The sequence below is a fragment of the Anabaena sp. UHCC 0451 genome (assembly GCF_034931405.1).
Lineage (GTDB): Bacteria > Cyanobacteriota > Cyanobacteriia > Cyanobacteriales > Nostocaceae > RDYJ01.
In genome coordinates this window covers 14,455-40,611 of sequence record NZ_JAYGHA010000033.1, presented here as the reverse complement: position 1 = coordinate 40,611, position 26,157 = coordinate 14,455, and the positions used below count along the sequence as shown (strand labels likewise).

21 protein-coding genes are annotated in these 26,157 nt (G+C 36.5%); 13 read left to right on the top strand and 8 right to left on the bottom strand.

From position 1 onward, the window contains the following. Positions 1-79 precede the first annotated feature (79 nt). A complete protein-coding gene (locus VB694_RS20630) occupies positions 80-505 on the bottom strand; it encodes a hypothetical protein (RefSeq protein ID WP_323362208.1) in 426 nt (141 codons plus the stop codon). A 405-nt stretch (positions 506-910) separates the two neighbouring features. On the opposite strand from VB694_RS20630, the gene cruF reads away from it, so the two are divergent. From cruF to VB694_RS20615, 3 genes are all read left to right on the top strand, one after another. Beyond that, positions 911-1,819: a gamma-carotene 1'-hydroxylase CruF gene (cruF, locus tag VB694_RS20625; protein ID WP_323362207.1), complete on the top strand. Its 909-nt coding sequence runs from the start codon at positions 911-913 to the stop codon at positions 1,817-1,819. A 144-nt stretch (positions 1,820-1,963) separates the two neighbouring features. Then, positions 1,964-2,473, top strand: coding sequence for a hypothetical protein (locus VB694_RS20620; protein WP_323362206.1), 510 nt, complete (start codon positions 1,964-1,966; stop codon positions 2,471-2,473). 47 nt (positions 2,474-2,520) lie between these two features. Then, positions 2,521-3,408: a hypothetical protein gene (locus VB694_RS20615; RefSeq protein WP_323362205.1), complete on the top strand. Its 888-nt coding sequence runs from the start codon at positions 2,521-2,523 to the stop codon at positions 3,406-3,408. Positions 3,409-3,558: 150 nt separating this feature from the next. On the opposite strand, the gene folB is transcribed toward VB694_RS20615, so the two are convergent. Further along, positions 3,559-3,918, bottom strand: a complete 360-nt coding sequence (gene folB, locus VB694_RS20610; protein ID WP_323362226.1) for a dihydroneopterin aldolase — start codon at positions 3,916-3,918, stop codon at positions 3,559-3,561. 107 nt (positions 3,919-4,025) lie between these two features. On the opposite strand from folB, the gene menD reads away from it, so the two are divergent. Further along, entirely contained in the window at positions 4,026-5,750 is a 1,725-nt protein-coding gene (gene menD, locus VB694_RS20605) for a 2-succinyl-5-enolpyruvyl-6-hydroxy-3-cyclohexene-1-carboxylic-acid synthase (protein ID WP_323362204.1), read from the top strand. A 28-nt stretch (positions 5,751-5,778) separates the two neighbouring features. Here the strand turns inward: menD and gloB are convergent, their stop codons facing one another. Then, positions 5,779-6,552, bottom strand: a complete 774-nt coding sequence (gloB, locus tag VB694_RS20600; RefSeq protein WP_323362203.1) for a hydroxyacylglutathione hydrolase — start codon at positions 6,550-6,552, stop codon at positions 5,779-5,781. Positions 6,553-6,885: 333 nt separating this feature from the next. Between gloB and VB694_RS20595 the strand changes: the two genes are divergently transcribed. The 6 genes from VB694_RS20595 (at position 6,886) to VB694_RS20570 (ending at position 14,474) form a co-directional block, all read left to right on the top strand. Then, positions 6,886-7,905, top strand: coding sequence for a glycosyltransferase family 2 protein (locus VB694_RS20595; protein WP_323362202.1), 1,020 nt, complete (start codon positions 6,886-6,888; stop codon positions 7,903-7,905). 101 nt (positions 7,906-8,006) lie between these two features. Continuing rightward, positions 8,007-9,158: a glycosyltransferase family 4 protein gene (locus tag VB694_RS20590; protein ID WP_323362201.1), complete on the top strand. Its 1,152-nt coding sequence runs from the start codon at positions 8,007-8,009 to the stop codon at positions 9,156-9,158. A 71-nt stretch (positions 9,159-9,229) separates the two neighbouring features. Further along, complete coding sequence (locus tag VB694_RS20585) at positions 9,230-11,479, top strand: ATP-binding cassette domain-containing protein (protein ID WP_323362200.1); 2,250 nt, start codon at positions 9,230-9,232, stop codon at positions 11,477-11,479. A gap of 59 nt (positions 11,480-11,538) precedes the next feature. After that, complete coding sequence (locus tag VB694_RS20580) at positions 11,539-12,495, top strand: glycosyltransferase family 10 domain-containing protein (protein ID WP_323362199.1); 957 nt, start codon at positions 11,539-11,541, stop codon at positions 12,493-12,495. A gap of 35 nt (positions 12,496-12,530) precedes the next feature. Continuing rightward, complete coding sequence (locus VB694_RS20575) at positions 12,531-13,529, top strand: Npun_R2821/Npun_R2822 family protein (protein ID WP_323362198.1); 999 nt, start codon at positions 12,531-12,533, stop codon at positions 13,527-13,529. A gap of 12 nt (positions 13,530-13,541) precedes the next feature. Next, positions 13,542-14,474 carry an Npun_R2821/Npun_R2822 family protein gene (locus VB694_RS20570; protein ID WP_323362197.1) on the top strand — a complete coding sequence of 311 codons (933 nt, stop codon included), beginning with the start codon at positions 13,542-13,544 and terminating at the stop codon, positions 14,472-14,474. A 57-nt stretch (positions 14,475-14,531) separates the two neighbouring features. Here VB694_RS20570 and VB694_RS20565 read toward each other — a convergent pair whose 3' ends face one another. Both VB694_RS20565 and VB694_RS20560 read right to left on the bottom strand, forming a co-directional pair. After that, a complete protein-coding gene (locus VB694_RS20565) occupies positions 14,532-15,662 on the bottom strand; it encodes a glycosyltransferase family 4 protein (RefSeq protein ID WP_323362196.1) in 1,131 nt (376 codons plus the stop codon). Between the two features lie 38 nt (positions 15,663-15,700). After that, positions 15,701-16,585, bottom strand: coding sequence for a hypothetical protein (locus VB694_RS20560; protein WP_323362195.1), 885 nt, complete (start codon positions 16,583-16,585; stop codon positions 15,701-15,703). 300 nt (positions 16,586-16,885) lie between these two features. On the opposite strand from VB694_RS20560, the gene VB694_RS20555 reads away from it, so the two are divergent. After that, the gene (locus VB694_RS20555) at positions 16,886-17,659 is read left to right on the top strand and encodes a hypothetical protein (RefSeq protein WP_323362194.1); all 774 of its coding nucleotides are present in this window, start codon (positions 16,886-16,888) and stop codon (positions 17,657-17,659) included. Positions 17,660-17,961: 302 nt separating this feature from the next. Here VB694_RS20555 and VB694_RS20550 read toward each other — a convergent pair whose 3' ends face one another. Both VB694_RS20550 and VB694_RS20545 read right to left on the bottom strand, forming a co-directional pair. Further along, the gene (locus tag VB694_RS20550; RefSeq protein ID WP_323362193.1) at positions 17,962-18,336 is read right to left on the bottom strand and encodes a hypothetical protein; all 375 of its coding nucleotides are present in this window, start codon (positions 18,334-18,336) and stop codon (positions 17,962-17,964) included. Positions 18,337-18,374: 38 nt separating this feature from the next. Further along, entirely contained in the window at positions 18,375-20,084 is a 1,710-nt protein-coding gene (locus tag VB694_RS20545; protein WP_323362192.1) for an AarF/ABC1/UbiB kinase family protein, read from the bottom strand. Between the two features lie 1,298 nt (positions 20,085-21,382). Here VB694_RS20545 and VB694_RS20540 point away from each other — a divergent pair. Both VB694_RS20540 and VB694_RS20535 read left to right on the top strand, forming a co-directional pair. Beyond that, entirely contained in the window at positions 21,383-23,440 is a 2,058-nt protein-coding gene (locus VB694_RS20540) for an S-layer homology domain-containing protein (RefSeq protein WP_323362191.1), read from the top strand. 234 nt (positions 23,441-23,674) lie between these two features. Continuing rightward, positions 23,675-24,373 carry a hypothetical protein gene (locus tag VB694_RS20535; RefSeq protein WP_323362190.1) on the top strand — a complete coding sequence of 233 codons (699 nt, stop codon included), beginning with the start codon at positions 23,675-23,677 and terminating at the stop codon, positions 24,371-24,373. 71 nt (positions 24,374-24,444) lie between these two features. Here the strand turns inward: VB694_RS20535 and VB694_RS20530 are convergent, their stop codons facing one another. Next, positions 24,445-26,139: a DUF1565 domain-containing protein gene (locus VB694_RS20530; RefSeq protein ID WP_323362189.1), complete on the bottom strand. Its 1,695-nt coding sequence runs from the start codon at positions 26,137-26,139 to the stop codon at positions 24,445-24,447. Between the last annotated feature and the right edge of the window lie 18 nt (positions 26,140-26,157).

Here is a 26,157-nt window from a genome sequence, read left to right as displayed (position 1 = left end):
TTACACCGAATGCTTCGCCCTTACACCGAATGCTTCGCCCTTACACCGAATGCTTCGCCCCTACAGATGACAAACCTATCTATAATAATCTTTGGAATAAAGCACCTGCGGCTAAACCTGATAGTGCGAATATGGATGTAAACCAAAAACCTAACTCTCCTTTGAACTCAGATGATTGAAAGTCTATCTTGGCTAAGATAGTCGCTGAGAGGATGAGTAAAGTATCCAAAAATATCCGAAACCATGCAAGCATCAAAAAGAATAGGAAAGCCGCTAAAACGGTGATTCCAAAACTCCTGATGTTGGATTTAAACAAAATACTGTAATACTCTGCTATTTTTGACCAAGGAGTAGTTAAACTGGCAAGTAACAGTAAGATCGAAAATACAACTATTAACCACACAAACCAAAGGGGTTTGGTTTCGGATATTACCCAGCCCAATGTACTATAACTGAGAAGTACGAGTGCTAGGGAAAACCAAGGAATTCTTTTCCAGATTGACATAGATTGGTGTTCCCAGTAATGAGTATAGTTATTTCACAATTTCAAAAAGGTTATAGAGAGTAAGAAATTTTACGCCTCAAAACATTTAGATAGATCCTTGATTTGCCAATCAATCGCCGATATACAGCATATTGCAGCTACATGAAGTATAAAAATTTATACTGACGTTCTGGCTTAACATCTCTACATGATCCCTAAATTCTGCTATATCTCCTAGCCAAGAATGAATTAAATATAAGTGGGTAAATGCTGGATATTTATAGTTTTTTTAACCAAAATATGAATCAACTGTCAATCTTCCCGGATGATTTTGTAAAAATTAGTTAAATTATGATCTTAAACATTTGTAAACTATTAGCAGTCGAGTAGCCGCGTGTCATATTTTAGGAAAATTAAGGACTGATCATGAGAAAACTTTTTATCATTGAGCGCGTATGCCTGATTGGTCATATCGTGTCTATGGTGTTTGGATTAGTAGGGATATTATTAGTTATTCCCAATGCGGAAGTAATTTTCAGCTTATCTGAAATCGGCCAGACTGTCATGCAGTGGAGTATGGCTGGTGGTGGCGTGGCTTATATGATTTTGGGTGCTATAGGTGTGTTCCTGTATGCTTACCGGACTTTGGGCTTAGGCCGTACTTTGTCTTTTCTGCTGCCTTCCTTGTCCATTTCTTTGACGAGTGAGTTATTAGGAACTAGCACAGGTTTTCCTTTTGGTCACTACAGTTATCTGAGTGGGTTAGGTTATAAAATTGCAGGTTTAGTACCGTTTACAATTCCCTTGTCCTGGTTTTATGTAGGATGTGTTTCCTACCTGTTGGCACGTGTGGGTTTAGAGGTAGATAAAAAACCTAGTTTAGTACGTCATGTAGGTGCGATCGCTTTAGGTGCGTTATTACTCACCTCTTGGGATTTTGTTCTTGACCCTGCCATGAGTCAAACTTCTCTTCCCTTCTGGTATTGGCAACAACCAGGGGCTTTCTTTGGGATGCCTTACCAAAACTTTGCTGGTTGGATGGGTACTGGTTCAGTGTTTATGATAGTAGCGGCGCTATTGTGGAGAAATAAACCAATTCAATTGGAGAGATCGCAACTCAATATTCCTTTAGTAGTTTATTTGGCTAACTTTGGTTTTGCGACAGTGATGAGCTTGGCTGCTGGCTTCTCTATCCCTGTATTGCTAGGCTTGTTACTTGGTGTTGCACCAGCAGTAGCATTGTGGCTCAGAGGACCTGTAGCATTGACTCCTGTAGCTGTTGAGCCAGCAACTAAGGAAGTTTCTGTTGCCAGCGTCAAAGTTGCTTTCAAGTAACCTCAATAGTTGACCCACCGTAACGACAGTTCGCACAACGCGGGAAACCCCCGCAAGCGACTGTCTCCTTAGTCTTTTTTCCCAAGAACTCACTACACATCTTAGATAATTGCCTCAACTATCAAGCATTGAAGGAGAACAAACGTGATCTTATCTCGTGGTCGCAGGATTTTAGCCAGTTTATTGTTGTCTGTCTTACTACTCACTACCGCTTGTACTGCAAAAGCACCTAATCGTTTTGATCAGGTACAACAGGAAAGCACAAAACAAAAAAGCGGTCAGGCGGTTTCTAAAAATGCAACTCAAGGTAGCAAATTAAATAAATTCTTTCCGACTGGTGAAGACGACTATGATCGCATCTATACCCAAGAGAAGAAAGGCTTTTCGGAAGCGAATTTGAAAAAGGACGGCAAAGTTGTCGCTCAATTAGCTATTTCTGATACCACCAGCACACCAACAGTCGCTTCTAAATATGCCAACAGCACTAAAGAAATTGATGGTTATCCCGCTGTAGAACTTGGTAAAACTCAAACTTCTGTTTTGGTTGGTAAGTATCAAGTCAAGGTGATTTCTAAAGATCCATTATTTAACTCTAGCGATCGCGAAGATTGGATAGAAAAATTCGATCTTGATGGCTTGGCTAAATTGAAATAACTTGTATTTTCCACCGCAAATAATAAACTATCAATTAGGAGATTTGTGTGAGTAAATCAATATTTGAGTTAGTTGATCAACTACCAACCAGTAATTTGACTGTTTCCATGTTGAATGCTTTGGATTTTGTGGCTCCCGGTGAGTGGCAAAATACTGTGGGCTTTGTTAATACTATTAAAACCGTAACTGGCGAAGATGATGAGGATCTAATTCAGCAAATTGGTGAACGGGCAATTTATCTTTTCAATGACAAATCTCAAGGTTATCAAACCGCTTTATGGCTTTATCAAACTGTAGATGCTACTGATAAAGCTTTAGGTGCAGCAGCTTTAGCTAATAAAGTTGGTGAATCAATCCCTCTATTCGGTTTTTTAAACTCCCTGACTCCCAAACCAGACAAAGCTCAAACTATTGACTTAACTTTGAAAGTTGTGGCTGAATTAGTCGCTTTTTGTCAAATTAATGGTATTCCTGGTGATAGTATTGGCGATTTTGTTAGCTCTTTAGGTGAATATAGTGGTGAGTCAATGATTCGGATGGTGGCTTTAATTTGCGTCGATGGTTTAATACCCCTTGGACCTGATTTCATCCAAAAATCTTTATCTATGATGAGTCAGATGAATCCCCAAGAATTAGACCAAAATTCTACTTTCAAAGCCATGAGCAACTTCATCCCTGGTAGCAGTACCGGTGGTAAACTAGATTTTATTGGTCAGAGCCTTGATTCAGTTAAAGGTTGGATGAATGGCATAGTTTCTGCTAATGCTTTAACAGCACAGAAAGTTCTTGGCAATTTACAAGGCTTTCTCGAATTTAGTGATGACAAATTAGACTATGTAGCGGCGTTTCTAGATGTGGCTACCAATTACTATGAACATACTGGAACCCAAACTTTAGCTCGACGCTTAATTGAACGCGCAGTAGCGGAAATTTAGCTCATCTTGAAGCCTAAATACAAATAGCAATTGTTCATACCCAGATCCCCGACTTCTAAGATCAATTTATCATTTATGGACACAATAAATAACAGAAGTCGGGGATCTTCTCGCCTTACCTGAATTCTTACTTATGGGATTTTCTCTGTTCTACTGAGTTCTGGTAATTTCAATGCTAATTTTACCGTTAAAGTCGGGGATTGGTGCAGATGGTTTGATTACAATAACTTGTACTTGTGTGACGATATCATGCTGTTTAAGAATAGCATCTGCGATCGCACCTGCCAACTTTTCCAACAAATCAAACTTAGATGTCTTCACCAAATTCTGAACTAAATTAATAACGGTGCGATAATCTAAAGTATCTTCAATAGCGTCAGTCTCAGCAGCTTTACAAAGATCCATCCACAATTTCAAATCTATCTCAAACCATTGTCCTAAAACCTTTTCTTCTGGTAAATAACCAATATAACCATAGCAGCGAATCCCTGTTAAATGAATATAGTCCATCATAGTTTGAATATGAATTTTGCCTTTTAGATTTTAAATTAAATAGCTCACAAAAAATCTAAAATTAAACATTGTTTTACCTCTCTATCTTGATTTATATTGATTGAATGCAGCTTACTTTTAATAATGTTAATCAACTTTGGTCTTATGTGATAACAGCAACCCTTAAAAATCTGGGTTTAAGTTGTGCTGTCTTATGTCCTGGTTCTCGTTCTACTCCCTTAACGGTAGCTTTTTCTAAACAAACACCGGATATTGAAGCTATTCCCATTTTAGATGAACGTTCTGCCGCTTTTTTTGCATTGGGAAGGGCAAAAGCAACAGCAAAACCTGTAGTTTTGGTATGTACTTCAGGGACAGCAGGAGCGAATTTTTATCCTGCGGTAATTGAAGCTAAGGAAAGTCGCGTACCATTATTAATATTAACCACAGATAGACCCGCAGAATTGCGAGAGTGTCATTCTGGACAAACTATCGACCAGGTAAAATTATATGGTCATTATCCCAATTGGCAAACTGAGTTAGCTACACCTTATGCAGATAGGAGAATGTTAGCTTATTTGCGACAAACGGTAATTCATGCTTGGGAAAGTTGCCAATTTCCTACAGGGGGAAGTGTACATCTAAATATACCTTTTCGTGATCCTCTCGCACCGATTCCTGATGGTACTGATTTTACATTAGATTGCGAAGATTTTTTTTCTGGGATAGTTTCAACTCCATTACCAATTATCCATTACCAATTACCTAAAGAATGGCAACAATGTCAACGGGGTATTATTATTGCTGGAGTAGCACAACCCAAAGAACCTGAAGAATATTGTCAAGCGATCGCTCGTCTTTCTCAAACTTTACAATGGCCTGTTTTAGCTGAGGGACTTTCCCCAGTCAGAAATTACGCAGACTTAAACCCTTATTTAATTTCTACCTACGACATCATTTTACGTAATCCAAAACTTGCCCAAGCATTAGCACCAGAAATGGTAATTCAAATCGGTGAAATGCCAACTAGTAAAGAATTGCGTAATTGGTTAATTACTACTAATCCTCAACGATGGATAATTGATAATAGTCCTACAAATTTAGATCCTTTACATGGAAAAACTACTCATTTAAAGATAGCTGTAGAAAATTTGGACAATGGGGAATGGGGAATGGGGAATGGGGAATGGGGATTGTATTTACAAAAATGGTGTGAAATTGAAACGAAAATCAGAGCAATTATTGATGAGACTTTTGAAAATATAGAGGATTTAATTGAAAGTAAATCTGCTTGGTTGATTTCGCAAATTCTACCCCCACAAACACCATTATTTATTTCTAATAGTATGCCGGTGAGAGATGTAGAATTTTTCTGGAAACCGAATAATTTAGGGATCAAATCTTGTTTTAACCGGGGTGCAAATGGTATTGATGGTAATCTTTCCACTGCTTTAGGAATAGCACATCATCACCAAATTAGTGTAATGTTAACGGGAGATTTAACCCTATTACATGATACCAATGGTTTTTTAATTAGAAATAAATTTATTGGACATCTAACAATCGTATTAATTAATAACAATGGTGGGGGAATTTTTGAAATGTTACCTATTGCTAATTTTGATCCACCTTTTGAAGAATTTTTTGCCACTCCCCAGGATATTGATTTTGCTCAGTTATGTGCTACATACAATGTAGAATATGAGTTAATAAATTCTTGGAAACAGTTACAAGAAAGATTAAAACTGTTACCAAGTCAAGGAATACGGGTTTTGGAAATTAGGACAAACAGAAAAAGGGATGCTCAATGGAGAAAAGAATATTTGAGAAAGTTTAGCCGTGATTTGTAATTTTTTCCCAAAGATGTGAATGCTTGTACTAAAATTTATCCTTCATTCCCCGAATTTTAGCAAAAGTTTGTACAGGATCGGTACTGTTTACAGCTAATTGTAATGAAGATTGATCCCAACGTAAAAACGGATTTGTCTGCTTTTCAATACCCAGCAGAGAAGGTACTGTAGCTTCCTGACGTTGACGCATAGCTGTTACTTCTGCAAATCGTTTTTGTAAATCCTGGTTTTCACTATCAACTGTTAATGCAAAGCGCAGGTTACTTAAAGTATATTCATGGGCGCACCAAATACGAGTATTATCAGGTAAAGCCCGAAGTTTGCTTAAAGAGTCTAGCATTTGCGCTGGTGTACCTTCAAATAAGCGGCCGCAACCACCAGCAAATAGAGTATCACCACAGAATAACTCTCCTGTCTCACCAGGTGTTATGGGTGGGAAGTAGTAAGCTATATGAGCGCGGGTATGGCCGGGTACAAAAAATACTTCAGCTGTGCGATTGGCAAATTGTACGCGATCGCCCTCTTGCAAAAATACCTGTTGTCCAGGAATCCTACCCCGATCTTCAACTCCAGCATATACTGTTAATTGGGGAAATTGCTGGATTAATTCCTGATTAGCACCTACATGATCATGATGATGATGTGTGTTAAAAATTGCTACTAAATTGCATTTTAGTTGTGCAAGTTGCTGTAAAACTGGGTTAGATTCAGCCGGATCGACAACAGCAGCAATATTGTGCTGTAAATCGTATAGCAAAAATATATAGTTGTCAGAAAGTGCTGCTAGACGGATTACTTGCATGAGTTTTACCTCTGGCATAAATGAATGCTTAACATTTATTTAGTCATCCCATACCCTATTAGGAAAATGGGCTATCATGACAGTTTATATTATAATTACTTGTATCTTGTTTATCTTATTGGTTAATTTTTTTATATGCTATAGTAGTATAATAACACACAGACCACAGAACGCGTCTATGAACAAATAAGTAATTCCTATCTGAATTCAGTATTGTGTAGGAATGGTAGGGATAGTTTCTAGATTTTAATCTTCCAATCTAATAACACTACTTACATCTAAGTACATACATAAATCAACACAAGTTTTACTTACGCGAGGAATAATTGGCAGATGTCTCCACTTGTATCAATTATAGTTAACTGTTTTAATCAAGGTCATTACCTGGAGCGTTCAGTTAAAAGTGTTTTGTCCCAAACATTAACAGATATCGAATGTCTAATTATAGATGACGGTTCAACTGATCATACTCGTCAGGTAGCTGAAAATTTGATGAGTCAAGATAGCCGAGTTAAATACTTTTTTAAAGAAAATAGTGGACTACCATCTTCTCGAAATTTTGGTATTCAACAAGCTCAAGGGGAGTGGGTTCAATGTCTGGATGCAGATGATTGGATTCATGAAAATAAAATTAGATTTCAGTTGGGCTATTTACCAACAGAAAAAACTCACGAAGATATAGTTTTCTACTCAGATTATGAACGTGTATTCTTAGATGATGAAGATAATATTATTAACTCTCAGGAAAATATTATCGGTTCACTAAGTAAAGATCAGCTAATTGAACGTTTACTGCTACCTGACTTTCTCACAACTTCACCTCATCCTTGTCTTCAGCAAGCTATGCTGATGAAAAAAAGTATCGGCAATAAAACGAAGTTTCCTGAACATCTCAAAGCACTAGGAGATAGATATTTTGCAGTAGATATTTTAAAAGCGGGTGCAGAATTCATTTATACTCCTATGATTGGTGCTTACTACACAAAACACCAGACTAATCGCACTAATAACTGGAATTATATGAAAAACTACTATACGGTTTTTTACGAAAATATAACTAAGAATTATCCTGAATTAAACAAACTTTGTCAAAGTGGAATTGAATGTTTACTGGAGGAAGTAATCAGAGAGAAAGATAACCATCTTTTTGATAGACTGGCAGAAATAGTTCCAACACCAGTTTATTTAGTCGATAAAAAGCTAAAAATAAATAATAAACTTTCTCTAAAAATATTGAATGCAGTAAGAAAAATTATGCCAAATTTCTTACTATACGACAAGTATCGAGGACCAAGAACCAAAAAATTGCTATTTTTTATAGCAAATAAGTTACCATCAAATCAAGAAAATTAGTATTTAACTTATTTAAATATTGTTCACTTAATAAATACTTGAACAAGCTTGTAAAATTGTTTTATTGGCGACTAATTAAAAAAATTATTTAGCAATTATGTATGAAAGTTTCATTAGTTGTTAGCGATCTATCTGGTGGTGGAACTGTCCGAGCTTATTTACTAGCTCAAGTTTTAAAACGGCTGGATTATGAAGTAGAAATTGTCGGATTTATTTACGGAAAAGAAATTTATGCAATTCCTCCATCCGGGATAAAAGTTGTTTCTGTCCCTGGTACAAATTATCCTAATTTTTTAGGATCTGTTCAGCAGATTTTAAAGAAAATAGATGGGGATATTATCTATGCAGTCAAACCTAAAGCAACAAGTTTTGGTGTTAGTCTACTTAAAAAATTGAGTAGTTCCCGTCCTTTATTATTAGATATGGATGACTGGGAACTGAGTTGGCATGGAGGTTTTGAATGGAAATATCATCCTGGGATTAAGCAACTTTATCGAGATATTTTCAAAAAGGATGGCGCATTGAGATTTCCTGATCATCCACTTTATCTTCAGTGGATAGAAAATTTGACCTCTTTTGCCAATGAAATTACCATAGATACACAATTTCTTCAAGATCGTTTTGGTGGTGTTTATGTGCCTAATGGTAAAGATACAGAAATGTTTAATCCAGATAAATATAATCCTCAAACTAGCAGAGAACGTTATGGTTTAGGATCTTACCGAGTGCTGATGTTTCCCGGCGCTCCCAGACCACACAAGGGAGTAGAAGATGTATTAATGGCTTTAGATTATCTCAATCAAGAAGACTTTAGATTAGTAATAGTTGGTGGTAGTCCTTATGATGATTACGATCAACGATTGATTGAAAAATGGGGACGTTGGATTATCAAGTTACCAAAGTGTCCTGTAGAGGTGATGCCGGAAGTTGTCGCTGCTGCTCATATCGTAGTTGTTCCCCAAAGAAATAATATTATTGCTCGCGCCCAATTTCCTCTAAAATTAACAGATGGTATGGCTATGGCTAAACCTGTCTTATCAACTAAAGTAGGAGATATACCCAAAATTTTAGACAAAACTGGTTATCTAGTTGATCCTCAATCACCTGAACAAATTGCCGAACAGATTAACTTAATATTTCAAAATTTAGATGCTGCTAATGAGCGTGGAGTTAAAGCAAGAAAAAGATGTGTAGAAAAATATAGTGTTGATTTTATGTCTACTGTGCTTGAATCAGTTATCGCCAAATTGTAATTGAGTGATGATAATTAATTATCATCTGCTTCTTTGTTAAAAAAAACTTTGTTTTCATGTGATCACAACCAATGTCTACAAGAAAGATACTACTAAGATTTGCTAAACCTTATCCAAGGTTAATTGTGATAACAATATTGCTCGGATTTTCTGGAGCTTTATTTAATGGTTTTAGTACCGCTCTAATTGTTCCAGTAATTTTAAGAATAGTGGGACAGGAAGTAAATTTACAAGGCGCTCCTGGTATTTTACAAGTTATCATCAATCCATTTGATGGTGTTCCAGAAAATATACGTGATGGAGTGATGGCTGGCGCAATTTTAGGTATAATCACCTTAAAAAATTTAGCCAATTATGTTAGTTCATTAACATCAAGTTCTCTCAGTCGGGTCATAACTTCCGATATGCGAGAAGCTGGAATTAGTATGTTATTAAAAGTTGATATAGATTACTATACCAAGATGAAAGTTGGCGATTTAATTAACCGTATGGGTGGTGAAATCGGTCGTGCATCTACTATTATAAGTAATACAATTAAGTTAATTACTTTATCAATTACAATACTAGTTTTTGTTGGTTTATTATTGTCAATTTCCTGGCAATTAACAGTTGCGGCAACGGCTTTAATGCTGTTAGTAACCCTGATTAATCAGTATTTTATTAATCGGGCTAAAAAGTTGGGAAAACAACTTAGTGAGTTGTCTAAAGGTTATTCAATTGCTGTTTTAGAAGTTTTATCTGGCATTAGGTTAGTTAAGTCAACTGGTAACGAGATAAAAGAATATGAACGCATTAAAAAATTAATTAAAGTTCGTGAAAAAGCAGATTTTCAAGATCAGGTAAATTCACAAGTAATTGCTCCATTCAGTGAAGTCATGGGAATTGCTTGTTTACTGATAATTGTATTTTTGAGTAAAACTTTATTTTCTGAACAAGTAACGGCTATTTCTACGGTACTTCTGACTTACTTATTGATATTATTGCGATTGTTACCACTGGTTTCTCAATTAAATGGTCTTCGTAGCAACTTTGCCAGCACTGCTGCGAGTGTAGATATGGTAAGTCAATTTTTAAGCCTAGATGATAAGCCTTTTATGGGTAATGGCAAAATTCCCTACAAAAAATTAAAACAGGGAGTACACTTTAAATCTATTTCTTTTGCCTATACGAACAATGATAGACAGGTACTAAAAAATATAGATTTATATTTACCCTGTGGTACAACTCTAGCATTGGTAGGTAGTTCAGGTGCGGGTAAATCCACATTAGCAGACCTTTTACCAAGATTTTATGATCCCACAAGTGGTTGTATTACCTTTGATGGCATAGATTTACGAGAATTTGATTTAGTATCTGTGCGAAAAAATATGGGAATTGTCAGTCAAGATACTTTTTTATTCAATGATTCAGTGCGAAATAACATTGCTTATCCTAAACCAGAAGCTACAGAAGCAGAAATTATCAGAGCAGCAAAAATGTCTAATGCTTATGAATTTATTAGTAAACTACCTCAGCAATTTGATACAGTGATAGGCGATCGCGGTGTCATGTTATCCGGTGGACAAAAACAAAGATTAGCGATCGCCCGCGCACTGTTACAAAATCCAGAAATCCTGATTTTAGATGAAGCTACTAGTGCATTAGATACTGTTTCTGAACGTTTGGTACAATCTGCACTGGATGAACTGAGTCGCGATCGCACTACCTTAGTAATTGCTCACCGACTTTCCACAGTCCGCAAAGCCGATCAAATTGCTGTCTTAGATCAAGGAAGAGTAGTAGAAGTGGGAAACCATGAAGAACTACTCCAAAAAGGTGGTTACTACTCACATTTGTACTCAATGCAGTTTGCTAATAATGCTGATACTGCTGGTAACCGCAACCAAAGCTTACTCCGCATATCTTATGAAATTCGCACACAACTAAACTCACTGATTGGATTGCTACAATTATTAATTGATAATCTTGTAGATGATGCCCAAGAGCGTCAAGAATTACTTGAACAATCTTACAAATCAGCATGGAGAATTCTCAACACCGTCGATGTTTTTGATGATGTCATTAATAGACAAATTAAAGGACAGTTAGTTACAATTGCCGAGCAAAATCACAGTAGTGTTACTGCATATTATCAAAAATTTAGTTCTATATTTGATGAATTTCGATCAGTACTTAATCCTACACTGGCTTGCCTTCGCACAGTAGCAGATAACGTTACAGATAATAATGAATCCCAAAGCCAATTACTTACAGAAGCTTATGAATCTACTATTTATCTTTTGGGTAATTTACAGAAATTTGAGGATAGCATTAAAATCTAAAAATATTTAAGCTATGTCCAAGAAGATATGCGTCCACAAATTATGAGTTAACAAATGACATGATCAAAACAGTAGGTATGATTAGCAGCTATGGCGCTCTGGAATCCAGAGCAGATTGGCTATGGCAACAAACTCCTCACTCATTTGGCATTTGGGGTAATATGCAAATGCAAGCATTAGCAGAAAAACCAGATTTCTTGCTAATGTATCAGTTTGATTTTCCTCAAACATTACCACCACCATCTTTATTAGAACGGTTAAAAAAACGAACACAAAAACCAGCATTAAGTATTGATCATTTATTACGTGGTGTTAGCAAAGAACGGATTATTTATTTATTAAGAGAACCACCTTTAGCAGAAATTGTAGAAATAAATAACCGTAATTATCAACAAGCTAAAAATTATTGTGGCTATATTTCTGGTCCCGATAATTTGGCTCCTGTACCTGATTATATGCCGGCGATTTGGTATCATGCTAATTCCTTTAAAGATTTAAATGAAATGCCCTGCCCAGAAAAAGTTGCCACTTGTAGTTGGATTACTTCAGGAATTAACCGCACAGCTAACCATCGCCAACGTTTAGATTTTTTACAATCTTTACAATCTAGCAGTATGCAAATTAATTTTTATGGACGTGGTTTACAAAAATGGGTAAAAACTTCAGGAGAACTTGGTAATAAATGGCATGGGATGGCACCATATTACTATAATCTAGCAATTGAAAACTATGCTGAAAATAATTTGTATGTGAGTGAAAAACTTTGGGATAGTTTACTAGCTTGGTGTTTACCAATTTATTACGGTGGACCAGCAGCAGATAAACTTTTACCACCAGGGAGTTTTTTAAGATTACCCAGTTTAGATGATAAAGGAATTGCTTATATTCAAGAAGTAACTTCTAGTCTTGATGCTTGGTATGCTGCCAAAGATGCGATCGCCGAAGCTAGACAAATTATCTTACACAAACTAAACTTACTAGAATGGCTATCAGAATTTGTTACCAAATGTTCTTAATTTAATTTAATAAATGTAAATATTAGGATTTATATATGGATGGTATTTGTACTCTTGCTAATGACAAAGTTTATGACCAACTCATTGCTCTACTCAACAGTATAGAAGCAATTTATGGTCAGAAAATGCCTGTATGTATCTATCCTTATGATGACAATACAGAGAAAATTGCTGCTGAACTTGTTCACCGTCCTCATGTAACACTTTATAACAACCAAGATTCCATTCAAAAATGGGATCAATTTGTCAAAGATATTTGGGATACCCATCCTACCGCTCAAACACATTGGCAAAAAATAGGGAGTAGTAAATATCATCGAGTAGGAACTCATCGCCGTTATTGTGCTTTCGATGCACCTTTTGACCGCTTTGTTTATATGGATGCTGATACTTTATTAATGAGTCCATTAGATCATATTTTTAATCAGCTAAATCACAATGATTGGATAGTGTATGATTTTCAATTTAAAGATTTATCTCATGTTTACAGCGTATCATCCACTAAATTAAAAGAATTATTTGCCCCAGAAAGATTGCAAACAGAAATATTTTGTTCTGGTTTTTATGGTTCTAAAAAAGATATATTCCCTAATCAACAGCGAGAAATTTTATTGGATTACTTGCGTCAGGGAGAAGCAGAAGTTCTCTATGATATGGCTCCTGACCAAACAATTCTCAATTATATGGTAATGCGCTCAGGTATTTCTAGCTATAATTTCGCTCTCAGCTTACCTGAAAAAAACGCCACAGGTTGCTGTGTAACTTCCCTACATTTTGAAAATAGAGATCAAATTCTGTACGACCGGGGAAATAAACTTACTTACTTGCATTATATAGGTTTATCTTCCAAATTATTTAGTCGAGTTTGTGCTGGTGAAAATATTGATTTTCCTTATCGAGATACTTTTCTACACTATCGCTATTTGTACGAACCGGAACAGCGTCCAAAATTCACAACCAAAGCTAAAGCTTATAATGCTCCTCCCAGTTTAGGTACACGGATTTTGAAAAAGTTAGGATTAGCTAAAAAATAGAGGTTTAATTGAATGAACAGGGGAATTTATATCATTGCTAATGATAAGGTGACAGATCAAGCGATCGCACTACTCAATAGTATCCGATTACATGATGCTGATACTCCTATCGTCATGATTCCTTATGATGATAATTATCACCACATTGCAGATAGTCTCAGCCAAAATTACGGCGTAAAAATCTATGAAGATTTAGATTTTATCGACCGTCTTTCTCAAAAACTATATGAGACTTTCGGAGGACAATTTTTTGCGCGTCCTAATCAATTCCGCAAACAAGCTTGCTGGTTTGGTCCATTTGATGAATTTTTGTATATCGACACTGATATTGTTGTCTTTGAAAAAATTATTGACAATCTTAATTACTTAGCAAATACTGATTTTATTTGTTGTGATTATCAACATCTAGGAGGAATAAAAAACGTTTTTAGTTCTCAAGTATTAGCAGATAAAGTATTTAACGAAACCGAAGTCAAAGACATTTTTAATGGTGGTTTTTGGGGGTCTAAGAAAAACTTAATTTCGGAAGCAGAATTATATGAAATATTTGCTGAATGTGCAGCAAAAACACAATATTTTGATTTTTCCGAAAAAACCTCTGACCAACCAATTATTAACTATATGTTACTGAAGCGAATTCCCCGCCGCTTTAATATTGTGCGCCGAGAAGGTAAAGCACCTGGAAATTGGGCGGGAACTCCTCATTTTCAAACGCAGGGAAACTTTTTATTTGATCCGACAGTTAACCAACCTTTACAATACCTCCACTGGGCAGGTATTAGAATTCAACCTGGTTGTCCCTACTGGGAAACTTGGGAATATTATCGAAACTTAAATCCAGGCATCCCGACTGCAAATATTCCTGCACCTATACCAAAAAGTAACCTACAACAAACTATTGATGATGTAAAAAATAAACTAAGACAACTGAAAAATCACTTTTGAAAAATCACGTTGTGTCAGCTTAAAACTTTTTCCTTGGAGAGAAATTCAGTTTTACAGTTATTGAGCATTTGCTAAATTATGTATCATTTCAACATAATTAGGTAATAGTTTATCCCAACTAAACCGTTCATAAATAAAGCAATGACGCTCATCAAACTTAGATTTTTCTCCATCAGCGGACAGAACTTGCTTGGTTAATTCTGCTAGGCTACCCTCTTGCGTAAAGTCACCAAAATAACCTTGGTCACCAAAAGCATAACGGGTAACTGAATAATCATGCACAATGCAGGGTAAGCCATAGGACATAGCTTCTAAAAACACTCTTGCTAATCCTTCGCTCAGGGAAGCTAGAACAAATATATCTGCTACTTTGTAATAGTTTGCTACTTCATGGGGTGCTACAGTTTTAGCTTGAAATTTATCAACACCTAATAAATTATTACCTAATTCAATAATTTCTGAAGATTTTCCATCTTGATGACCTAGTAATAAAAGATAGGGGCGTGGTTTAGGTAAACTAGCCACTTCACGAATTAAATAATCCATCCGTTTATGGCTTCTACTAATAGCACCTACTGATAAAATTAAAGGTATTGTTTCAGCCAACCCTAATTTATGTCTTAAAGCCTGTTTTTCAGAAGGTGAAAGTGTTTGTAATTCAGGTGTCATCTCTGCACCATAAGGAATAACAATCTGTTTTTCCTTGGGTATTCCCGCATTCATAGCAGTCTGAAAATGCTTGGGGGCAATTTGGTGTATTAGATCACAGTTCATGAAAATAGGCTCTGTGGGTTTCACTGGTCCGCCATTAGAAAAAAGTAGTTTATACTTTTGCTTTGTCCAACTTCTCCACTTAGCTAATAGATTACCAATGTCATTATCACTAAAGTAAATTACATCGGGTTTATGACGATGGATATAAGGTAGCAAACTCAAGAAAAATGTTACTTGTTCTATAAAATAGGAACTTGTTTTTGTATATTTTGCTATTCGGCAAGCTGTTCTAGTATAGCGGGGTAAATTCCACAAAGGAATTTCTTTTGTTTTGGCTTCACCACCGCCTTTAAACAGGGTAATATCTATGGAGCTTTCTTTTGATAATTCCTGAAATACTTGTGAAGCAAAAGACTCATATCCACGCATTACATGACCAAGACCACTACAAATCAGAAAGACTTTAGTTTTCATTATTTTAATCTCTGTATACTAATACTCATGTTAATTAATTAGCGATAATAAAAATTAAAATCCTTCAATACTATCAGTTTTAAAACAAAGGAACGATAATAATAACTAATAAACTTATTTAGTTTATTAATTATTTTTTGTAGCAAAGTTTTCTGACGGCATTCAATTACTTCATGTTGTTGAAAATATACGAGTGAATCTTCTGGATTTGCTTGACCCTTTTTAATTTTTTGTCTTTCAATCCAGTCTTTAAAATAAACCAGACCATCCATAGAATCCCATCTAACTACTAATCCGGCTTTAGCAGCAGCTAATCCTATTGCATATCCTTCCGCATTATAAAAATTGTTTAATTCACAATAAAGGGCGATTTTTTCCCAATGATTAATAAATTCTCTCTCTTTACCATCTTGCTTGGTAACTACGAATAGCATCTCCATGACAAACTTAATGTTCGTATCTTCTAAGTTTAAATCTAGCTTTTTGGCAATACGATCAATAATCTCTAAATCCTTGAATCTACGTGCTTTAGATGCAGGATCTTTCACTGAACCAATATACTCTTTGTTGTGTTTCACTATGCTGGCACAACTTCTGGCCGTGACTCCAGGTAACCACTCCATATCTGGTGATACTTTCTCTAAAATCCTGATATCTGCATCTACAAATATACAGGTGTTAAAAAGTTCTAGTGCTTGGGCAATAACAAACCTTTTATCATGATAACAACCAATACTATTCTGTTGGTGTTTAAAGGCTAAGATATGAGAATAATTACTAAATTCCTGTGGTTGATCAGTCAAGACTACAAATTTAGTTCCGGGAGAATATTTTTCAATATCTTGAGCTAACAACAAAGTATGAGAACGATACCTCTTACCCAATGCTAACGTACAAAAGCAAAATTCTTGTTCTTGATTCATTTTCTTCTATAAAAACTATAGCTAGTACCGCTTCGCGAAAGTCAAAAGTCAAAAATCAAAAGTCAAAAGTCAAAACAAATACAGAGTAAGCTTTTCAGAGATTGGGAATGGTTGGTTCATTTCCGCCTTACTGTACTAGTGTACTATGTATTTAAATCAGTACCTATTGTAACATAATTTTTTCTACAGGGTAGTCTTTACTGAAAAGTTATCGAAAACTATTGATGATGTCAAAAATCAACTGAGGCAACTGAAAAATAAGTTATAATTATTGCAAAAATAATCTGGGTACTTATACTTATGAGTCAAGAACAAAAAAATTTTTGTTTCTGCACACTAGCCTTGGGTAAGAAATATCGTCTTCTTACTCAGCAACTAGCTGAAGATTTAGAAAAATACTCTCCCGGTACTTATTTGGTCATTTATACAGATGAACCTCAAGATTTTAGCCAAACTCATAATACATTAGCTTTTCAACATCAACAAGAAGGAATTCTCCATTGTTATCATGATAAGCGACTGGTAATAGCAGAAGCTTTCTCAAAATTTGAAACTGTCATTTTTTTGGATGCTGATACCAAAATCGTAGATCATATTCCAGATGATATACAGTGGAACCCAGGATTTAATGTCGGATATCATGAAAATTTGATTGCTCACGTAAGTAAATATACTCCTGAAAGATTAATACCAATCAGAAAGGTAGCATCAAAGTTAAATATAAATTTAGAAACAGCAGAATTTCTGGGAGAATCTTTGTTTATTGTAACTCAAGATCAAGGTAGAGAAATAGAGTTTCTTCAACTTTGGGATATGATTGGCAGGTATTTAAAATTAAACGGTGTTCATGCCGGTCAAGGTAATACTATGGGTTTAGCTGTTGCCAAAATGGGATGGAAGATTAATAATGATGGTTGGCAAGAACTAAAAAAAGTTACTCAACATCTAGATGCTTCCCATGCAAGTAACCAGCTAACTAGTTGGGATAAATTTAAAAAGAGGTTTGGTTATCACTATAGATTAAATAGAGCTAGATTTATGGCCTTAAAGAATTTTAATTTCTATTATATGTAGTGAATTTAGGAAGTAAATAAATAACAATTACTTCCTAAAAACTTATTTTTTCCCTGTAGGAAGTGGGAATAAATGATTATTCTTTGGTTAGAGGGTGTTTGAAAAGTCTAAATTCATACTCTCTGGGCGATTATAAAGATGCCTCCGGCACGCTTCGCGAACGCGGCTACACAGACAAAACCCACCTTCGTGGGTTCAGAAGCCTTGATTTTTCATTAGTCCACGAAGGTGGACTTCGCTTGTGTAGTAGCGAATTATATTCGCCGAAAACTTTTCAAACATCCTCTTAAATCAATTGTTATTTAAGACCAAGAATCTAAATCCAGAGATTGCATTCCTCGACTGCTGGCAAATTCCAGCAAACTGCCTAACTGAAACCACACAAACAAACAAGTTAGCAAACTCAAAGGTAAACCAACCCCTAAAGCCAGTGAAGCAGGAAAACCAAATATCTCTAACCCAGAAGACATAAATAAACAAACGCCAACCGTAATACCAATAAATGGTACTAATAATTGTTTTAAAGAAGCACTAGATTTAATAGTTTCTTGGGGAACACTCGGCCATTTTTGGACAATTACTTTTAAGGTTCCAGACAAGGCTAAACCAGAAGTTAATGCTGTGAAAAATCCAACTAAAAGTAGGATATAAGGCGGTTGCAGAGAGTAATAATACATGAAAAATCCTGATTGTTATTAAATCAATTTTTAGGTTTTTACTGGTTTTCAGTGAAAGAAATCAGAGACGGGGCTTTTGGCAAAATAGCCGCTACACCTTCCCTAGATAACTCTGTTAAAATACCAACGGCTACATCTAATAACCGATTTGGTGGTAAGTCATCTTTAACTAAATCCCACAAACGTTGTACTTCGCCGGTGTGCAAGCGATCATCTTCAGTCAGAGCCAGCACTAACTGACGACGCAGAAATTTACCTTCTTCAGATAATAGAAATTGCAACCCCATTCGCGCTGTCGGTAAAACATCAAATTCTCCATCAGTCCGCGCAATGGAAATTAAATTTTCTAGCCTCTGCCATTGAAATTTACCATCTTTAAATAGCACGTTCAATAACCGCCGTCTTAATGCTGGAGATTCCCCTGTCAATAACCGACGAGCAATGTAGGGATAACCTACTTCCACAATTTTAAAGTTGGGGTTGAGACTCAGAGCAATACCTTCCTGTGTCACCAGGGAACGAATAATTAAAGCAAACTTGGCCGGAACTCGGAAAGGATATTCATACATCAATTCCGAAAATTCATCAGTAATAGTTTTAAAGTTAAATTCCTTAACATTTTTGCCAATGGCATTACCCAAAACCGATTCTAAGGCTGGAACAATTGGGGTAATATTTGTTTCTGGAGCGAGAAAGCCCAGTTTTACGAAGTCTTCCGCTAAGTCGGTGTAATCCTTATTGACAAGATGCACCAACGCATCTACTAATGTTTCTTTTGTGGTTTGCTCCAACTGATCCATCATGCCAAAGTCGATATAAGCCATCCGACCATCGGCAACAGCAAATAAATTGCCGGGATGGGGATCAGCATGAAAAAATCCATGTTCTAACAATTGTTGCAAACCAGAGGTAACACCTATCTGAATAATTGCTTCGGGATCTAAACCTGCTTGGCTGATACTTTGAGTATCGGTGAGTTTAAAGCCGTTAATCCATTCCAAAGTTAAAACTCGGTGACTGGTATAACGCCAGTAAATAGATGGTACTTTTACTTGGAGGTCGTCGCGGAAATTACTCGCAAATTTCTCAGCATTACGACCTTCATTGATATAATCAATTTCTTCAAATAACTTAATACCAAACTCGTCCACAATTAATCTCAGATCATGTCCAATATTGAGGGGCAACCAAGGACTCAGCCAACTGGCTGCCCAACGCATTAAATATAAGTCCTTTGTAATCACTGGACGTAAGTGCGGGCGTTGTACCTTTACCGCTACTTCCTCACCACTGATTAAACGACCCCGATATACTTGACCTAAACTAGCAGCTGCTACAGGTTTGGGAGATAATTCACTAAATATCTCTTCAATGGGTCGATCAAGTTCAGTTTCAATAATGTGTTTCGCTAAGTCATTATCAAACGGTGGTAGCTGATCTTGTAACTTTATTAGTTCTGCTAAAAAATCTTTGCGGATTAAGTCTGGCCGAGTAGAAAGAGCTTGACCGACTTTAATAAATGTAGGACCCAGGTTGGTTAGCAGTTTTCTTAACTGGGTAGCTCGTTTACCCTGATTCTGCTCAACTTGATTTTGCCATTCATCCCACTTGAGGCTGATTATAAAGCCTACAAAAGAGAGTATGATTTTCAGCAGTCTGCCCCAAGCTAACCAGGGACGGTAACGATAGTAACGAGCGATCGCGTCTGGATTATACTGCTTTAGTTGAGCAGGTTGATACTGACCCACGCCTTTTTTTGCCTCTAAAACTGGGAATTTGACAATTTTGGTTGTTTGTTTCTTAACTGACAACCTGATTGTTAGTTAAGTAGTTTAGTAGTATTCAATTTTACTACTGACAAATCTGGGTAGGTTGCTGATTTTCTTTTGGTTTTGACTAAAAGAAATAATGAAGCTTTACCCATATCTAGTTACTGTGTAGCAAACCAAGTCTATATTTTGCCGAACTAGGTTTGTTTATCATTTCCTTAATTATACTTTATAAAAGTACAAATTTCTATCTTACAACTCAAGTATTTTATATTTTCTTAATGATTGATTGGCATAAATACGGGTACTTATCAATCCAAAATTCAAGATTCAGTAGTTATTGGATATAAGATAAGTGGCCATTATTTTGTTATCCTCATACAAATTCTATGCGAGGTTGTGCTACATCAATTCGCTTAGCTTAGTTATTTCCTTTTTATTTAGGTATAAACCTTTTTGTGCTAATTATTTACATTTATAGTAATAATTAAAGCAATTAGTAGCAACTTTTCTTGCCATCATAGCAAGTATGTTTATTAAGTGCTGCAACTCAAATACATATAGCTAAACATTCATGAGTTCATATAGATATTAATACTCACAAAACTTATAGTCAAACAAAAAATCAACTTTGCGACTTGGTGCAAAATAAAAACTTTACCTAAAAATGGCTTAATTAGGACTTACGCAAGTGTCACACCAAAAATCTGTTGTAGGGTGCGTCAGATATCAACAATCTGTTTATTTGCAGGATTTATGCAACCTGACGCACCCTACCAATGTGCCAGTTGCGTAAGTCCTGTTAATAAATAACCCCAACCAAAAATTAGTAGTCCCAATAAAGCAAATTATCGACATAATATTAAGCCTTCAGAGGGAACAGTGAACAAAAAAAATTCATGTTTAAAAACATGAGATTGAAATAATGACACTGTTTTTTCCTGCTACGCATCTTTTAAAAACATCTTTTTTTTGACTGAAGCTCTCAACTCAGAACTAAAGTTTCTTATCAGCTAAACACCTGACTAACATCTAAAAAACTAACTATGTTTATTAATTAGCAACACCAGCAAAAGAGAAACCATGTTTTTATAAATCATTTTTTTTAAGAAGTCTGGGATTGTTTATCAAATTTTATATATGCTCATATCATCAAGTTTTTTTGAAAATGACATAATATATTTTTTTATAAATCTGTTTTTTATAAATTGGGGAACTCTATACGAATTTTGAATCCTGAATTATTATAATGTATAAATTATAAATTCTGAACTATTATGGCCGTTGCGACACTCCACGTAAATTCTGTCATAGGTAATGATACTAATACTGGCTCTCGGTTGAGTCCATTCAAAACTATCACACGTGCCTTAAAAGCTACTACAGCACCTGGAATTATACAGTTAGGATTAGGAACTTATAGCAGTTCTACTGGTGAGGTTTTCCCGCTGATTATTCCTGGGGAAATGCTAGTTGTAGGTAACGAATCTGACAAAGGTCAGGGAATTATCATTTCTGGAAGTGGTAAATATCAAAGTCCCAGTTTTGGGATGCAAAATATCACCCTGTTATTATTAGGTGATGCCAGTCTGTTAGGTGTAACTGTGAGCAATCCTGTTTCTAAAGGTACTGGCATTTGGATTGAATCAACAGCACCGACTTTAGCCAATAATACTTTCAGTAAATGTGGCCGAGAAGGGATATTTGCCACGGGTAAAGCCAAACCTGCAATTTTAGATAATTTGTTTGTACAAAATGCTGCTAGTGGGTTAATGATGGCACGTTATAGCAAAGGGGAAGTGTTGAGAAATGTGTTTGAAAATAACCCTGTAGGGATAGCTCTGAGCGATTTTGCAGCCCCGCTACTGGCTAATAATAAACTTACCAATAATCGGATAGCAGTTGCCCTATCTCGTGATGCTAGTCCCGTATTACGACGAAATTTGATTCACCAAAATACCCAAGGTGGTTTGTTGATAAATGGTAATGCTGTTCCTGATTTGGGTAAACCTCAAGATCCGGCTGATAATATTTTTCGTGATCAAAAAGACTTTGATATTCAAAATTTATCATCTCAAAAAATCACTTCTGTAGGAAATCAGTTGAGTCCTACCCAGGTGAAAGGGTTGGTAGAATTTCTCGCTGCTACAGCTGATACTCCTAGCCAAATTATTAGTACCAGTTTTTCAGATTTAGATGGACATTGGGCGGTTGCTTTTGTGGAAGCGTTGGTAAATAAAGGTTTTATCAGTGGTTTTCCTGATGGCAGTTTTCAACCAGCTACACCAATTACCCGCGCTCAGTATGCAGCCTTAATTACTAAGACTTTTTTGCTATCTGCTAGTAGCAACCTGAATAAATTTAAAGATGTCAGAACCGATTTTTGGGCAGCTTCCGCCATTGCTAATGCTGCTGACGCAGGCTTTTTGAGTGGCTTTCCCGATGGTACTTTTAGACCAGGACAAAATTTAACCAAGGTGCAAGCTATAGTATCAATTGTTAATGGTTTAAAATTCAGTGGTAGCAATCCTAATGGATTAAATGTGTATAGCGATCGCGCCCAAATTCCTAGTTATGCCATTAATGCGGTGACAGTTGCTACTCAAAAACTGCTGATACTCAATTATCCGCAACTAGAACTATTAGAACCCTTACGAGAAATTACTCGTGCAGAAGTAGCAGCGTTAATTTATCAAGCTTTAGTGGCCAGAGGTGCAGCAGAAGTTATTCCTTCTCCCTACATTGTCAAACCAGATACAGAAATTCCCTCATTTTCTGATTTAGTAGGACATTGGGCTGAACCATTTATTCGGGCTTTAGTGAGTATGAATTTAACTCAAGGTTTTGCTGATGGCAGTTACCAACCAGATAAACCCATGACTCGCGCCCAATATACGGCTTTAATCGCGGCTGCTTTTAACCCTACGCCTAAACGCCCAGCAACTGAATTTACAGATGTTCCCGCCAATTTTTGGGCAGCTAAGGCCATTCAAATAGCTGCTAGTGCTGGTTTTGTAGGTGGGTTTAGCGATCGCACTTTTCGCCCTCATCAAAATGTACAGAGAATACAGGTAATTGTTTCTTTAGTCAACGGACTGGGATTACCAGCAGCTAATAGTGATTTGTTAATTGCCTACACTGATAGGAAATCTATTCCTGAATACGCCAAAACAGCGATCGCCACCGCCACCCAACAAAACATTATTGTCAATTATCCAGACAAAAAACTACTTGCACCCACTAGAGATGCCACACGCGCCGAAGTTGCAGCTATGATCTATCAGGCATTAGTCGCCCTCAAGCGTACCAAACCCATTCATTCAGTTCACAGTTAACATTTACACAGATGTTCAGTTACTACCCAGTTCCCATTACCTGCATTTAATGGTAATTTTGTCTAGTGCTTAAGTTATACTTAATTATTTTGCATAATGGCGATTGACAAGTAGAATGAAAAACACTAATTAACAAATTTGCGGCTCGTGAAAACATTATCATGTAGCTAAAAAGACGTTAAGCTAGATGCGATGGGTGAAATATTTATACCTATTGCCTGGAAATAAAATCCCATGCTAACAACATCCCCAAACACCTGCGCCGAATTGGCTGTCAACTTATTAGTCCACTATAGTTTTGACCTCAATGGGTATAGTGCCAGTGAGTTAATTAACTGTTGGCGAAAAGATTACCCACATAATTGGTTACATTTAGCAGTAATTGAAGCTCTGTATCAAGGAAGATATAAAGCGATATCAGTACAACAACTATTAACTTTTTGGCAACGGCGAGGCCAGGTGATTTATCATTTCAACATGGAATTTGAACGGCTAATTTGCAGCAAATTTCCAGAAAGCTTAACCAAAATCTCTCCACCCGTTTTACCATCACTACCACAAGCAAACCCAAGTGAACTAAGGGAAAATACTAGCACTGCACTATTACCACCTAAAGTAGACAATTATTACCTAGAAAGTCATACTACATCCCGATATCTAGGAAATGAGGAGCAACAAGTCGAGGTGTTAACATCTCCCTCATTTAAAGTTGCTGCTACTACTAGCAAAAGACAGTTAGCAGCATCTGTGAGTCAAAAGTTAATGACTCAGGGAAGTTTGTCTAAAGAGACAAATGAAGTACCCCAATTGATGCCAGCAAATGCCAATAATCCCCCAATTGGACAATTTACTCCCCAAAGGAGCGATCGCTCTGAGTCCTTTACATCTAAACTCAAAGCAATGACCAGCGAACAGCCAGAATTTGCTCTTTAGGTAATTGGTAATTGGTAATTGGTAATTGGTAATTGGTAATTGGTAATTGCGGAACAATGACAACTGACCAATTAATTCAACTCGTTAATAATGGCTCTCAAACCCTTGCTATTTAAGATTTGAACCATTTGCAGGGCATTCTCTTGATTGCTAAAAGTTCCCACTTGCATAACTCTAATACCTTGTGAGACTTTAGGAAAAGCATCAGGAGCTACAGAACGCACTAATTCTTGTTGTGCGTCACTTATCACTGGAACTATGACACGATAACGTATACCTGATCTAGCTGTATAACCTCTAGATGCTGTTATTGTTGGGGAATTAGTAATAACAGTAGGGTTGTAGGACTGTTGATTCCTGCTGAGTTGAGGTGCAACAAATTCAATTACTCCCGGTTCAACTTGCACATAATTTAATTGCGGGTTGTTCTGAATTTCCTCAGTGCTAGGTTGGGAATTATTGCTGGGTAAAAAACCCCTTACAGCAGTAACCGATAGCTGTGGTAATTGACTATTTGGGGGTTGATTTCTGCTACTGGATAAAATCATACCAGACGAGTTAAAACTTTTAGGAAGGTTGGGAGCAGCAAAAACTATTTCTCGGTTTGTAGGTATCTCCTGTACAGATCCAGAAATAGATACAGAACTCCTGATAATTGCTGCTGGTGTTCTACCGCTAGTATCTACATTACCAAGAATGCGATTTTTGGCCAGGTTATTACCGAAAGCATAAATTACTTGTTTGGCAGCTTTGGCGTTAATATCGTACCGTCGATTATTTCTAAATTCATTCCCACCAGCTTCTCGACTACTGCCTAAATCTGGTGTAGCTTGGGCAATGATCACCAAACCATCTTCTTGACTACCTTGAATAAGATTATTCCGCAAAACTGGGCTGGTATTCGCTTGAACTATAATCCCTGATCTGTTGTCCAAAATTTGATTACCAACAATTACAGGAGCAGCATTTTGAGCAATATTGATACCGAAACCTGTGCGCTGCAAGACATTCTCCCGAATTTCAGGACGAGAATCACCAGAAACTGTAATTCCATTAGCACCATTGCTATGAAAATAATTTCTGCTAATGGAGGGAGTAGCATTACCAGTAATGGAAATTCCATCTTGGGTATTACTAGTAAATGTATTTTCTTCAACTACAGTATTAGCAGATTCAATCCATAAACCATAACCACGATTGTTGCTATTGGTGACTGTCACACCGCTTAATTTGGCTTGATTTGCACCAACAATAGCCACGCTTTGACTACCAAAGCTGCGACTGAGATAATCACCACCGCCTATAATGTTTACACTTCCACCGTTGTTAGCAGTATTTCCTTGAATAGCTACACCTTGTTTGAGCATCAAAGGAAATATTTCTCCTGTGTTGGGGCTGTAAGTACCAGGAGAAAGCATGATTACAGTATTTGCTTGTGCCAGTTGCAAGGCTTTAGTAATTGTCTTAACAGGAGCGAGTTCACTACCATTCCCACCTTGATCATTGCCAAGATTTGGGTTGACAAATAGAAGGTTAACTGGAGAAATTGTTCTCTCACCGTTGAGTTTCTGTTCTGTTCTGATGGTAATCTGAGCAATGGCGCTGCTAAAATTTGTGTCTAAAAGTGCTATACTCCCTATTCCTAAAGCAACGCTAAAACTTAATATTGAGGAGGGCAAAACTGAAGGTCTGACTAGTTCAGCACACATCAGTTTTGTTGACAGGATATCTACTAAACGCTTATGAAACCATTTAAGGGGAGACATGAACTTTATATAACTCCT

Excerpts from the sequence above, each read along its gene's own strand:
- VB694_RS20630 (WP_323362208.1), bottom strand. The coding sequence starts at position 505 with ATGTCAATCTGGAAAAGAATTCCTTGGTTTTCCCTAGCACTCGTACTT.
- cruF (WP_323362207.1), top strand. The coding sequence starts at position 911 with ATGAGAAAACTTTTTATCATTGAGCGCGTATGCCTGATTGGTCATATC.
- folB (WP_323362226.1), bottom strand. The coding sequence starts at position 3,918 with ATGGACTATATTCATTTAACAGGGATTCGCTGCTATGGTTATATTGGT.
- menD (WP_323362204.1), top strand. The coding sequence starts at position 4,026 with ATGCAGCTTACTTTTAATAATGTTAATCAACTTTGGTCTTATGTGATA.
- gloB (WP_323362203.1), bottom strand. The coding sequence starts at position 6,552 with ATGCAAGTAATCCGTCTAGCAGCACTTTCTGACAACTATATATTTTTG.
- VB694_RS20595 (WP_323362202.1), top strand. The coding sequence starts at position 6,886 with ATGTCTCCACTTGTATCAATTATAGTTAACTGTTTTAATCAAGGTCAT.
- VB694_RS20590 (WP_323362201.1), top strand. The coding sequence starts at position 8,007 with ATGAAAGTTTCATTAGTTGTTAGCGATCTATCTGGTGGTGGAACTGTC.
- VB694_RS20585 (WP_323362200.1), top strand. The coding sequence starts at position 9,230 with ATGTCTACAAGAAAGATACTACTAAGATTTGCTAAACCTTATCCAAGG.
- VB694_RS20580 (WP_323362199.1), top strand. The coding sequence starts at position 11,539 with ATGATCAAAACAGTAGGTATGATTAGCAGCTATGGCGCTCTGGAATCC.
- VB694_RS20575 (WP_323362198.1), top strand. The coding sequence starts at position 12,531 with ATGGATGGTATTTGTACTCTTGCTAATGACAAAGTTTATGACCAACTC.
- VB694_RS20570 (WP_323362197.1), top strand. The coding sequence starts at position 13,542 with ATGAACAGGGGAATTTATATCATTGCTAATGATAAGGTGACAGATCAA.
- VB694_RS20565 (WP_323362196.1), bottom strand. The coding sequence starts at position 15,662 with ATGAAAACTAAAGTCTTTCTGATTTGTAGTGGTCTTGGTCATGTAATG.
- VB694_RS20560 (WP_323362195.1), bottom strand. The coding sequence starts at position 16,585 with ATGAATCAAGAACAAGAATTTTGCTTTTGTACGTTAGCATTGGGTAAG.
- VB694_RS20555 (WP_323362194.1), top strand. The coding sequence starts at position 16,886 with ATGAGTCAAGAACAAAAAAATTTTTGTTTCTGCACACTAGCCTTGGGT.
- VB694_RS20550 (WP_323362193.1), bottom strand. The coding sequence starts at position 18,336 with ATGTATTATTACTCTCTGCAACCGCCTTATATCCTACTTTTAGTTGGA.
- VB694_RS20540 (WP_323362191.1), top strand. The coding sequence starts at position 21,383 with ATGGCCGTTGCGACACTCCACGTAAATTCTGTCATAGGTAATGATACT.
- VB694_RS20535 (WP_323362190.1), top strand. The coding sequence starts at position 23,675 with ATGCTAACAACATCCCCAAACACCTGCGCCGAATTGGCTGTCAACTTA.
- VB694_RS20530 (WP_323362189.1), bottom strand. The coding sequence starts at position 26,139 with ATGTCTCCCCTTAAATGGTTTCATAAGCGTTTAGTAGATATCCTGTCA.